Annotated in this window: 10 protein-coding genes; 5 read left to right on the top strand and 5 right to left on the bottom strand. The window is 41.2% G+C overall.

Features of this window, described 5'->3' with window-relative positions:
* The first annotated feature begins 1 nt into the window (after nucleotide 1).
* The gene (gene hemC, locus AC012T_RS05480) at nucleotides 2-970 is read left to right on the top strand and encodes a hydroxymethylbilane synthase (RefSeq protein WP_487063802.1); all 969 of its coding nucleotides are present in this window, start codon (nucleotides 2-4) and stop codon (nucleotides 968-970) included.
* A 139-nt stretch (nucleotides 971-1,109) separates the two neighbouring features.
* A complete protein-coding gene (gene glgA / locus AC012T_RS05475; protein ID WP_487063800.1) occupies nucleotides 1,110-2,543 on the top strand; it encodes a glycogen synthase GlgA in 1,434 nt (477 codons plus the stop codon).
* A gap of 324 nt (nucleotides 2,544-2,867) precedes the next feature.
* Here glgA and AC012T_RS05470 read toward each other — a convergent pair whose 3' ends face one another.
* Nucleotides 2,868-3,641 carry a hypothetical protein gene (locus AC012T_RS05470; RefSeq protein WP_487063798.1) on the bottom strand — a complete coding sequence of 258 codons (774 nt, stop codon included), beginning with the start codon at nucleotides 3,639-3,641 and terminating at the stop codon, nucleotides 2,868-2,870.
* Nucleotides 3,642-4,634: 993 nt separating this feature from the next.
* On the opposite strand from AC012T_RS05470, the gene AC012T_RS05465 reads away from it, so the two are divergent.
* Together AC012T_RS05465 and AC012T_RS05460 are read left to right on the top strand one after the other, a co-directional pair.
* Nucleotides 4,635-8,114 (top strand): beta strand repeat-containing protein, encoded by a 3,480-nt coding sequence (locus AC012T_RS05465; RefSeq protein ID WP_487063796.1) that lies wholly within the window; start codon nucleotides 4,635-4,637, stop codon nucleotides 8,112-8,114.
* 551 nt (nucleotides 8,115-8,665) lie between these two features.
* The gene (locus AC012T_RS05460; RefSeq protein WP_487063794.1) at nucleotides 8,666-9,505 is read left to right on the top strand and encodes an FAD-binding domain-containing protein; all 840 of its coding nucleotides are present in this window, start codon (nucleotides 8,666-8,668) and stop codon (nucleotides 9,503-9,505) included.
* A 44-nt stretch (nucleotides 9,506-9,549) separates the two neighbouring features.
* Here the strand turns inward: AC012T_RS05460 and hemE are convergent, their stop codons facing one another.
* The gene (gene hemE / locus AC012T_RS05455; RefSeq protein ID WP_015217182.1) at nucleotides 9,550-10,602 is read right to left on the bottom strand and encodes a uroporphyrinogen decarboxylase; all 1,053 of its coding nucleotides are present in this window, start codon (nucleotides 10,600-10,602) and stop codon (nucleotides 9,550-9,552) included.
* A gap of 207 nt (nucleotides 10,603-10,809) precedes the next feature.
* Between hemE and AC012T_RS05450 the strand changes: the two genes are divergently transcribed.
* On the top strand, nucleotides 10,810-10,995 hold the full coding sequence (locus AC012T_RS05450) for a hypothetical protein (RefSeq protein WP_487063792.1): 186 nt from the start codon (nucleotides 10,810-10,812) through the stop codon (nucleotides 10,993-10,995).
* A gap of 101 nt (nucleotides 10,996-11,096) precedes the next feature.
* On the opposite strand, the gene AC012T_RS05445 is transcribed toward AC012T_RS05450, so the two are convergent.
* The 3 genes from AC012T_RS05445 to AC012T_RS05435 are packed head-to-tail and all read right to left on the bottom strand — an operon-like array spanning nucleotide 11,097 to nucleotide 11,989.
* On the bottom strand, nucleotides 11,097-11,354 hold the full coding sequence (locus AC012T_RS05445; RefSeq protein ID WP_487063790.1) for a HEPN domain-containing protein: 258 nt from the start codon (nucleotides 11,352-11,354) through the stop codon (nucleotides 11,097-11,099).
* Entirely contained in the window at nucleotides 11,351-11,671 is a 321-nt protein-coding gene (locus AC012T_RS05440) for a nucleotidyltransferase domain-containing protein (protein WP_487063788.1), read from the bottom strand. Before AC012T_RS05440 ends, AC012T_RS05445 begins: the two co-directional genes overlap by 4 nt.
* A 33-nt stretch (nucleotides 11,672-11,704) precedes the next feature.
* On the bottom strand, nucleotides 11,705-11,989 hold the full coding sequence (locus AC012T_RS05435; RefSeq protein WP_487063786.1) for a DUF5615 family PIN-like protein: 285 nt from the start codon (nucleotides 11,987-11,989) through the stop codon (nucleotides 11,705-11,707).
* Between the last annotated feature and the right edge of the window lies 1 nt (nucleotide 11,990).

Here is an 11,990-nt window from a genome sequence, read left to right as displayed (position 1 = left end):
TATGACTTCAGTTTCTAGTCCTCCCCGCACTATTCGTATTGGTTCACGTAAAAGCCAACTTGCTCTGGTTCAAACACACTGGGTAAGAGAGCAACTTGAGAAAAGCTTTCCTGATATCACTTTTGAAGTCCATACCATGTCTACCCAAGGTGACAAAATCCTGGATGTAGCATTAGCCAAAATTGGTGATAAAGGTTTATTTACCAAAGAACTAGAATTAGGAATGATCAATCAAGATATTGATTTTGCAGTTCATTCCCTTAAAGATCTGCCAACGAAGTTACCAGAAGGGTTAACATTGGCAACAATTACCGAACGTGAAAATCCAGCAGATGCGCTGGTACTGCATGAAAAATATAAAGGACAGACAATCGACACCTTACCTGAAGGTGCAGTAATTGGGACATCTTCCTTGCGACGGCTGGCACAGTTACGCAATAAATTTCCCCATTTTACATTTAAAGATGTGCGGGGAAACTTAATTACACGCATGGAGAAACTGGATAAAGGTGATTATGATGCTTTGATTTTAGCGGTAGCTGGGTTGGAAAGATTGGGAATGAGCGATCGCATTCACCAAGTTTTACCCCCAGAAATTTCTCTCCATGCCGTCGGACAAGGCGCTCTGGGCATAGAATGCCGTGCAGATGACAGCGAAGTCATTGCTATCCTTAAAGCCATTGAACACCCCCAAACACGCGATCGCTGTCTAGCCGAACGAGCTTTTCTCCGTTCCTTAGAAGGTGGTTGTCAAGTACCCATTGGCGTAAATACAGAAATAGTTGATGGTAATTTAACCCTAACAGGTATTGTTGCCAGCGTTGATGGTCAAAAACTGGTGCAAGATACTGTTACTGGCCCAGCCAATGATGCAGAAAAACTGGGTACAGAACTAGCCAATATTTTAAGGAAACAAGGCGCTACGGAAATTTTAGAAACAATCTTCACCGAAATTCAACGCGGATCATAAGGTGACAGGTGACAGGTGACAGTTGACAGTTGACAGAGAATAATTATTCACCAATTACCAATTACCAATCACCAATCACCAATCACCAATCACCAATCACCAATCACCAATCACCAATTATCAATTACCAATAAATACCATGCGGATTTTATTTGTTGCAGCTGAAGCTGCTCCCATTGCCAAAGTTGGCGGAATGGGTGATGTTGTGGGTGCATTACCGAAAGTCTTAAGACAAATGGGGCATGATGTGCGAATATTCTTGCCTTACTATGGCTTTCTCCCAGACAAAATGGAGATTCCCAAAGAACCTGTATGGACTGGAAATGCAATGTTCCAGGACTTCTCCGTTTATGAAAGCCTTCTACCTGGTACTGATGTGCCATTGTATTTATTTCAACATTCTTCCTTCAATACCCGCCGTATTTATGGCGGAGAAGATGAAGATTGGCGGTTCACATTTTTCTCCAATGGTGCAGCGGAATTCTGTTGGAATTACTGGAAGCCAGAAATCGTTCACTGTCACGATTGGCACACAGGAATGTTACCAGTTTGGTTGAACCAATCTCCAGATATCACCACAGTATTTACTATTCATAACCTAGCTTATCAAGGCCCGTGGCGTTGGTATTTAGAGAAAATTACTTGGTGTCCCTGGTATATGCAAGGTCATAACACCATGGCCGCAGCAGTTCAATTTGCCAACAAGGTAAACACAGTTTCTCCCACCTATGCAGATCAAATCAAAACCCCTGCTTACGGTGAACAAATCGAAGGTTTACTGTCTTTTATTAGTGGGAAACTATCAGGGATTATCAACGGCATAGATACCGAAGTTTATAATCCTGCCAATGATAAATACATCACCCAAACTTTCACCACCGATACCTTAGACAAACGCAAAGCCAACAAAATTTCTTTGCAAGAAGAAGTAGGGTTAGAAGTCAATTCTAATGCCTTTCTCATTGGCATGGTGACAAGGTTAGTGGAACAAAAGGGTTTAGATTTAGTCATGCAAATTCTAGACCGCTTCATGGCTTATACAGATGCTCAATTTGTTTTGCTGGGAACAGGCGATCGCTATTATGAAACCCAAATGTGGCAATTAGCATCCCGCTATCCCGGACGCATGGCAACTTACTTACTGTATAACGATGCTCTTTCTCGTCGCATTTACGCTGGTACTGATGCTTTCCTCATGCCTAGTCGATTTGAACCCTGTGGTATCAGTCAAATGATGGCTTTGCGTTACGGTTCTGTCCCCATTGTCCGCCGCACAGGTGGATTAGTTGACACCGTATCACATTACGATCCAGTCAATGAAGCAGGTACTGGTTATTGCTTCGATCGCTATGAACCATTAGACCTCTTCACCTGCATGATTCGCGCTTGGGAAGGTTTCCGTTTCAAACCCCAATGGCAAGAATTACAAAAACGCGGTATGAGTCAAAACTTCAGTTGGTATGAATCTGCCAAGCAGTACGATAAGTTGTACAAATCAATTTACGGTTTGCCAGAAGAAGAAACGACACCAGAACCAAAGTTAATTTTAACCGAATCTAATGGTAAGCCCTGATTAGTAATATAGAGCGATTGACACTCCCCGGTCTAAAGACCTACCGTGTACACACAAGTGATCTGATTACCCAAAACAAGCCCTGGCGATTATAAATCACTGCTACACAAACAAAGTCCACCTGCGTGGACTAAGAAACAATACTGGTTTTCAACCCACGGAGGTGGGTTTTGCCTGTGTAGTTGCGGTTTCTAACCGCCGATTTAATCTTAAATAGGACTTGTGTGTACACTGTAGGGTCTAAAGACACGGGGATTCTACATTCATATTCCTGACTCCTGACTCCTGACTCCTGACTCCTGACTCCTGACTCCTGCTATATATTCACGCTGATTTAAAAAATCTAATAATTTCACGGACATGATCAAGAAATTGCCCATCAGTAGAAAGTTGTGCGATCGCATTTCTGGCTTCTCTAGACAGACGTTCATGTTCAGATTGGTTTGTAGCGCGTACTTCCTCTAAACTAGCAACAATCCGCGCTAATTCTCGGCGTGTCTCCTCCGAAAACCTTTGATTATTTGCTACTAAAGAATAAGGCTGTTCTGGGTTAAGTTGCTCTTCTAAAGATTTGACTTTTTGCTCTATTTCATCAAAACGGTGACGCAGTTCCACAATATCTTCCCGTGGATAGGTAAATGATTGACTAATCATTCTCAACCGAGCATATAAATACTCGTAAGCGCTGATTGCTGGACGCAATAAAGTTAATAATAAAGCTGCACCAGAACTAATATATCCGACAGTACTAATACCTGTAACAGCCAAGATATACAGAGCCAAGGCTGAAACTAAGTGTAAAGCAATTGCAATCAAGAGCGATCGCTTGGCTAAAACTTTTACATACTTAACTTGTTTCTCATCTACGGAAATGTTTTTTTCTATAGATTCTGCTGCTTGGGCTAAAACTTCTTTAGCCTGAAAATGGACATTCCACGGAACTGTCACAATTACCAATAACCACCAAAAACTCGCCCCACCAATTACCCAATCGAGAAAGCTACCAGCGGATACATGAAACCACTGCAAAACACCAAAAGCCAGTAATACTGTGACAATAATTCCCACAATCGAACTTATAAAAAAGTTGAAATACATCTTTATTATGTCTCCAATAAAACTCTTGCTTCTATCTTGACTACAAGTTAACAGTTATACCGAAAACATTGTGATGGTTTTTCTACTAGCACATCATAATTAAAATAAATCAAATGTCAAAAATTATCATCTTTTTTCTGCCAAAATCTTGACAAACTGACCCTATATGTGGGAATCAACAACTATAGTCATTAAAAGCAAACTCAGCGTTTTAAGTATTCTTTGTCTAAACTTTATGGAAACTTGACAATTAATAGGACAGGATATAGGCTATATTTATCTTGGGCGTTTAATGAAAACCTTATCCATCAATAGAAAATTAAACCCCTAAAAGATAAGTAAAAACTTCAGCATCTTGGTAGGTTCATTTTAGTAGGGTCGTTCGGGTGTCATCGGAAAAACCCCAGGTCTAGATAGACATGGATTTTCATAGTGTGCTGTAGGCATAGGTATAGCTAATAAGCTAGTGCTTCCAGCAGATCGTAGTTTGGGTAATTGAATCAAAATCTAGGTTTTATTTTGCATAGAGTTTAACCCGGATTTCCCTCATACCCATTGCTATAAATATTAAGCTCTGACTGTTTTACCACGGTACAGAGAGCAAGCTTAACGCAGATTAACAGCGGGATTAACTCCTATCCTTAACTGCTTGCTATCCATAGCAAATCTAACTACTTCACCGAAGTAGTGCTGAGTAAAAAAGTCTAATTAATTGTACGCCGCTCAACTTCCAGCTACCGCTTTAAATGTAGCCATGCAAGGCTGACAGCACAAGAGGTTTAAAACCCCTACATTCAAGTAAGGAATTTCCTCATGCAGATTAATCGCAGAGTGAACTCCTTCCTATTGTCTACTCCAATTCATATCAACTCTGGCTACTCAACTACAGCACAGAGAAATTTTTTCACGCAGATTAACAACAAAGACGAGCCGATTACAAAGCAGTAACGGCAATTTATCAAAACTTGAAAAAGCCAAAAATACTACAGAATTATGACTGAAAAAGTAGATATCTCCACACTTAATGGCACAAACGGCTTTACCATCATCAATGGCAACACAAACGATGACAACTTAGGCTACTCAGTTAGCAATGCAGGAGATATTAACGGTGATGGTGTTGATGACATAATTATCGGCGCTCCCCAAGCCGACCCCCAAGCAAAAGGTAACGCTGGAGCCAGCTACGTAGTATTTGGCAGCAAAAACGGCTTTGATTCTACCATTGATATCTCCACCCTAGATGGGATCAATGGTTTTACTATTCTCGGTGCTACTGAAAGTGAAGCAGCAGGTCGTTCTGTTAGTGCAGCAGGAGATGTGAATGGCGACGGCATCGACGACTTAATTATCGGCGCTCCCTTTGCTGACACCAATAACAACAATAACATTGGTAGCAGCTACGTAATATTTGGCAAAAACAGTTTCAGTTCCAATTCCACCATTGACCTCTCCAACCTTGGCAACAACGGCTTAGTCATCAACGGTCTGAATGCAGAAGACGAATTAGGCTACTCAGTTAGCAGTGCCGGAGATATCAACAATGACGGCATTGATGATCTGATTATCGGCGCTCCCAATGCCTATACCACCTCCAACGGCAAGCCTGGACAGACTTACATAGTATTTGGTTCAAGCAACTTTGATTCCAGTTTCGACCTCAACACCCTTAATGGCAGCAACGGTTTTGTCATCAACGGACAGAGCATAGAAGACTACTCAGGCTTATCCGTCAGCAGCGCTGGAGACATCAACAACGACGGCATTGATGATCTGATTATTGGCGCTCCCCAAGCTGCTCCAAATGGTACAAATTCCGGGCAAGCTTACATAGTATTTGGCAAAAATGGTAGCTTTGATTCTAGCCTTGACCTCAACAGCCTTGATGGTAGCAACGGCTTTATCATCAATGGCCAAGAAGGTGACAAATTAGGCTTCTCTGTCAGCAGCGCTGGAGATATTAACAACGACGGTATTGATGACCTAATTATCGGCGCACATGATGCCGACCCCAATGGCATCACGAATGCTGGAATCAGCTATGTAGTATTTGGCAAAGATGGTAACTTTGATCCCATCTTTGACCTCTCCACCCTCAATGGTAATAACGGCTTTGCCATCAACGGCATTAACGAATTTGACAACTCAGGCTGGTCTGTCAGCGGTGTGGGAGATATAAGTGGAGATGGCATCGACGATTTAATTGTTAGTGCTAACAATGCAGATCCTAATGGTGAAAGTTCTGGTCAAAGCTATGTAGTATTTGGCAAAGATGGTAACTTTGGTTCTGCCATCAACCTTACCGATATTGATGGTACTAACGGCTTTCTCATCGACGGTATTGCCGAATTTGATAACCTAGGTAATTCAGTTAGTGGTGCAGGAGATGTAAATGGTGATGGCATCGCTGACCTAATTCTTAGCGCCCCCTTTGCCTCCTCTCAATCTGGCGAAAGCTACGTGATTTTTGGTATCAACAGCGCACCTACAGATTTACTACTCAGTAATAACAATGTTGATGAAAATGTTGAATCTGAAACCGTAATTGGTACATTTACCACTACTGACCCCAACATCAAAGTTCAAACTTTCTCCTATAGTCTAGTTGCTGGAGATGGGGATGCTGATAATGATGCTTTCATAATTGATGGTGAAAGTTTGAAAATTAAGTTATCTCCAGACTTTGAAAGCAAGGCAACTTACAATATCCGTGTCAAAACAACAGACCAAGGTGGACTCTCCTATGAGAAGGAGTTGACCATCAATGTTAATGACCTTGACGAAACAGAAAATAATACAGCACCTACAGATTTAGCACTAACTGCAATCACTATTGATGAAAATGTTGCCGCTGAAACAGTAATTGGCACATTTATCACCACTGATTCAGATGCCGGTGATACTTTCACATACAGCTTAGTTGATGATGATAACTATCCTGATAATAGTGTTTTCAGCATTGATGGTGAAAGTCTGAAAATTACCCAATCTCCAGATTTTGAAACTAAATCAAGTTATCTGATCAAAGTTAAAACTACAGATCAAGATGGACTTTCCTATGAGAAGGAATTGATTATCAATGTTAATGATATCAATGAAACAGGCACAAATGTAGCACCTACAGATTTAGCATTAACTGCAATTACTATTGATAAAAATGTTGCTGCTGAAACAGTAATTGGCACATTTATCACTACTGATTCAGATGCCGGTGATACTTTCACATACAGCTTAGTTGATGATGATAACTATCCTGATAATAGTGTTTTCAGCATTGATGGTGAAAGTCTGAAAATTACCCAATCTCCAGATTTTGAAACTAAATCAAGTTATCTGATCAAAGTTAAAACTACAGATCAAGATGGACTTTCCTATGAGAAGGAATTGATTATCAATGTTAATGACATCAATGAAGATTCTGGAAATGGCGGTTCCTTAACCACTAAGTTAGTCAAAATTAGTGATGATGTCTTTAAAATCCAAACCAACAATAGCAAAGCCACACTTGAAGTTACACTCACCGGACTTAGTTCTAGCCTTGTCAATGAATTAGGTGCATTTACAGTTGATGATGCCGCTGGCACAATTAATGGTATCGCCCCTGGAGAAGCTGGATATGCTGAGGCAGCATTGGCTAACAGTAAGGTGATTTTCTCGGCTATTTCCAAAATTCCTCAGCAGTTTGATGCAAATAATATCAATAAGTTATTAGGATTCGATGCCAATGATAACTTAAGATTTTATGTGGTTAAAAATGGCTCGACTGATTCTGTAAAAGCTGGAATCACGTCTATTTCTAACTTAATTTTTCCTAGTTCTTCAACTCTCCAAAGTACAGACTTAGGTAATAATAATTTCTCTCTAGCTTGGGAGGATGGTTCTGGTAATCCTCAAGGATTCGAGGATTTGGTTGTCAAGATTAAGGCTACAGATAATCCTTTACCTCTGGGTACAGGTTTGCAAGACCGTTCACAGGGAGAAAACATTGATTTACGAGATGTTTCTGGTTTGGTGACTGCTGAGTTTACAGTCTATAGAGAAGCAGCCTTCGATAACTATGTTGGTTTCTATAAAGTGACTGATGCAAATGGTGGAATTGATATTGACGGTGATGGTACTGCTGATATCTTACCTGGGCAAGCTGGCTATACTCAGGCAGCGGTTAATCAACATTTAAGTAATCTTGGTTTGAGTGTTAGTAATGGACAAACAGCAAATTTTAGTGGCACTTTAGAAGGTGGTGCTATCTATGTGCCATTTCTAATTGTGAATAATAGGCCTGATGCTGTTCTTGATAACAATGCAAGTAATGATCCAGCCGTTTACTTTACTTTCTTAGGTGCTAATTCAGATCAATCAGATCATGTCCGGCTTTTAGGTGATAACACCTTTGGCTTTGAAGATTTAGTAAATGGTGGTGATGGAGATTTTAACGATATCGTTGTCAAATTTGAGTTACAAGCGATCGCATAAAAATCTTTGAGGATGTTTGCAATGTCTACGGTTGTGTCGAGATTTCCCTCTTAAAAAGGGAATAAGCTTCTCAAAGCCTTCCTGACTATCGGGGGTGGGAAAACTCACAAAGGTAGGTATTTTACATTGTCGTGAGGGCAAGACAAGGATGACAAGGAAGGACAGTGGACAAGGGAGGAAAACCTTGCAAAATCAGATTCTCTTGGTAACAAGAACAGTCCGTCAAAATACCATTGTGCGTATCAAATCTTCCTTGTCTACCTTCCCTCCTTGTCTTCCTAGTCCTGCCTTTACAGTTAATATTAAAAACCTACCCCTGTGAGGGGTGGGAAAACCCCGCCCCTACAGGCTTTGTATTGAAAACTGTACTTCAATAATCTGACAACTGCTACGGGTATTTTGATTTCCTCAAATTATTGATACTATTGGGAATATGAGAAGGCAAAAAAAAAGATAAGAATATTCAACACCGATTTCTGTGTATATTTTGTCATAATTTACTCCTTAAGGAATCACTTGGTCACTCAAATTATGTTTAAATCAGTAAAACTATGTTACGTGATTTTACTAGTCGAGAGGAATTAATAGCTTACCTCCGCGAACAGTTCCCCACAGCTACAGAACGAGATGATCACATTAGTATGACTTTAGGCGGAAGGAAAGCAGCCGAACAAGTATTACATCAAGTCAATCCAGATGCTTATGGAAAAACACGTAATTTTCTAACAGGTGATGTTACTAAACTATCACCTTACATTCGTTATGGTGTTTTGAGTTTGCGAGAAATTCGAGATTATATCCTTGATCATGTCCAGAATTTAGATGAAGCTACTAAATTAATTACCGAGTTAGGTTGGCGTGACTATTGGCAAAGGTTATATGTAAAGCTGGGGGATGGTATTTGGCAAAATCAAGAAGAATATAAAACTGGATACAAACTAGCAAACTACGCAGCAGATTTACCTCTAGACATCACCGAAGGTACAACAGGACTATTTTGTATTGATAGCTTTAGCCGAGAATTGCGAGCAACTGGCTATCTGCACAACCATATCAGAATGTGGTTAGCAGCTTATGTGATTCATTGGCGACATATTCAATGGCAAGCAGGCGCAAAATGGTTTCTGCAACATTTGCTTGATGGCGACCCAGCGAGTAATAATATGTCATGGCAGTGGGTAGCGAGTACCTTTAGCCACAAACCTTATTTTTTCAACCGCGAAAATTTAGAACGTTATACAAAAAGCGTTTATTGTCGTCAATGTCCGCTTTATGGAAGTTGTGATTTTGAAGGGAGTTATGAAGAATTAGAACAGCGACTTTTTCCTAATGGGGAGTTTAGTAAAAAGCCTAATAGTCAAAGTTGGCAGCAAGGAAAAAAGCGAGGTTGAACTGATGTTAATTAATTAGGTGGGCATTTGCCCACCCAAAAGAATTACACCAAAGCATTCAGTTTTTTTGCAGTTTCAAAGAAGAAAGCGACATTTTCTTCTGGTGTGGCTGGTAGTACACCATGACCAAGATTGAGGATGTGTCCCCAGTTACCGGCTTTGCGAACGGTGTCTAGAATGCGATCGCGGATGAACTCTTTTGAACCAAATAACACACCAGGATCAAGGTTTCCTTGAACTTTGACGTGTTTACCTAATCTAGCCCGTGCATCTGCCATATCCACAGCCCAATCGACAGTAACGATATCCGCCCCGGATTGTGCCATGCGTTCGAGAATACCTGCGCTACCACTAACTAACAAAATTAAGGGTGTATCAGGATGAGTTGCTTTGACTTTCTCGAACACCATTTTTTGATAAGGTAGGGCAAAGGTGTCATAATCTTGGGGGCTGAGTTGTCCTGCCCAAGAATCGAACATTTGCACAACTTGAGCGCCGCAGTCAATTTGGTAGCGGACATAGATTGCGATCGCATCAGCCAATTTTTCCAAAAACTGATGTAGCATCGTTGGGTCGCTAAATGCCATGTTTTTAATGATGGAATAGGTTTTAGAACCTTTGCCTTCCACCACATAAGCGGCTAATGTCCAAGGTGCGCCCACAAAGCCTAACACCGTTGATTGATTGCCTACTTCCTGCCGTAATGCCTGCAAAATCGTTTTGATAAATGGCAGGGATATTTCTGGTTCTAGAGGACGCAGTTGATCAACTTGTTGTTGAGTGCGAATGGGCGAGTGAATAATTGGGCCTTTACCTTCCGCAATATCCATTTCAATCCCCATTCCTGGGAGGGGAGTGACAATATCGGAAAATAAAATAACTCCATCGGGTTGGAAAGCTCTCCAAGGTTGGAGGGAAACTTCAATCGCTACTTCTGGAATTTCTGAGCGATCGCGGAATGAAGGATATTTTTCTCGCAAATCCCGATATGCTTTCATATAGCGCCCCGCTTGTCGCATCATCCATACGGGGGGACGATCTACTACTTCACCACGTGCAGCCCGGAGGAGGAGAGGAGCCGTTGAGGAAACACCCATTTAACACTTCATCCTAAGTCACTTTTTTATGTCACTGTTTAGCTTATCATTCTCAGAATACCCTTGATCAGCATGGGTGAAAAGCAGCGCCTACAGCTTTACCTAACTTAATATACTCAGCCAGAAGTTTAATAAACTGACTATGGAAATGCGATCGCTCCCAGGGAGGTAAAAAGGCTGGTTTAATGAGGTGTAAGTTTGCAAGAGATGCGATCGTACTGCGCCACGGTTGTATTGAAATTTGAAAAAGATTTGATTCGTCAATTTTTAAGGGGAAGAATGATTATTGGTATGTGCGATCGCATCCCTCCCCGCAGATACCGCTTCCATACAAACAAAAAAGGTGAGTTATTTGAAACTGTTCAGCAATCTTATATTGCACCAATGAACTGAATTGCTAGGGACAAAAATTCCTCCGCGCGGTCAATTTGTTGTGCGGCTTGGTCTGTTGTGACGGCGTTCAATTGTCCGTAGTCGCCAGTAGTTCGCAGTTCCTATGCTTCAATTAGGAAACGATGAAAATTAGTTGGGACTAGTTGAGGTTTGGCAAATTCTCGCCCGAAAGCAGCAATAACGGCTGAATGTTTAGAAAATGAAAGTCCCTTACCTTCTAGAAATGCTTCTGCAATGTAGAACATGGCGTAGTAGGCGCGGGAGGTGGCGTAGTCTGGGTAGTTGTTGGTAAGTAGGAGTTTTGCGGCTTCTAAACTCTGTTGGGCTTTGAGGAGAAGTTCCCGTTGTTCGTCCGTCATAGAAGAACGCCTTCTTTACGGATATTACGAAGTAAGGAGCCGTTGCGGGTTTGGTAGTGGGTTTCGTCCATGAAAAGACAGCTAATGACAACATCGTAGTGTAGGGAAAGATCAGCGATCGCTTTACCCGTGCGTTTGATTTCTTCACCGGGGTTGACGGGAGACTTCAGCACTACCAACACATCTATATCTGATCCGGGTTCTGCATCACCACGAGCTTGAGAACCAAAGAGGGTGAGGTGCTGCAAGCGATCGCCATACAGGTCAGTGAGTTCTTTTTTCAGGCGAGTGAGAATAGGTTTTAGATTAATGTTCATGGTTATAAGGGCGATCTGAACTTTTCACAGGAATTAGGCATATAATAGCTGATTTTTAATTTCATCAGCCATTAAGGTACTTACCAAAATGCCAACCCGTTGTGCAATTTCATAAGCATTTTTCTGAGGGACAACAATAATTCCAAAATGCTGTTTTTCTTCCTCTATAAATTGAAGATGCAATCTTTCAAAATCAACTCGGTTATGAGTGAGGATACATCTACATAGAGAAGTTGCAAATTCTAGCTGTTGACGATCAGTTTTTCCCAGTGTTGCTTGTTCAGGAACAGTTGTCACATCCAAACCACGAGAACGCATT

It is taken from the genome of Anabaena sp. EIM26, assembly GCF_057568715.1.
The sequence above is the reverse complement of the archived record's forward strand: the minus strand, read 5'-3'. Positions and strand labels throughout refer to the sequence as shown.

Coding starts and splice junctions, on each gene's coding strand:
- hemC (WP_487063802.1), top strand. CDS start 2: ATGACTTCAGTTTCTAGTCCTCCCCGCACTATTCGTATTGGTTCACGT.
- glgA (WP_487063800.1), top strand. CDS start 1,110: ATGCGGATTTTATTTGTTGCAGCTGAAGCTGCTCCCATTGCCAAAGTT.
- AC012T_RS05470 (WP_487063798.1), bottom strand. CDS start 3,641: ATGTATTTCAACTTTTTTATAAGTTCGATTGTGGGAATTATTGTCACA.
- AC012T_RS05465 (WP_487063796.1), top strand. CDS start 4,635: ATGACTGAAAAAGTAGATATCTCCACACTTAATGGCACAAACGGCTTT.
- AC012T_RS05460 (WP_487063794.1), top strand. CDS start 8,666: ATGTTACGTGATTTTACTAGTCGAGAGGAATTAATAGCTTACCTCCGC.
- hemE (WP_015217182.1), bottom strand. CDS start 10,602: ATGGGTGTTTCCTCAACGGCTCCTCTCCTCCTCCGGGCTGCACGTGGT.
- AC012T_RS05450 (WP_487063792.1), top strand. CDS start 10,810: ATGCGATCGTACTGCGCCACGGTTGTATTGAAATTTGAAAAAGATTTG.
- AC012T_RS05445 (WP_487063790.1), bottom strand. CDS start 11,354: ATGACGGACGAACAACGGGAACTTCTCCTCAAAGCCCAACAGAGTTTA.
- AC012T_RS05440 (WP_487063788.1), bottom strand. CDS start 11,671: ATGAACATTAATCTAAAACCTATTCTCACTCGCCTGAAAAAAGAACTC.
- AC012T_RS05435 (WP_487063786.1), bottom strand. CDS start 11,989: ATGCGTTCTCGTGGTTTGGATGTGACAACTGTTCCTGAACAAGCAACA.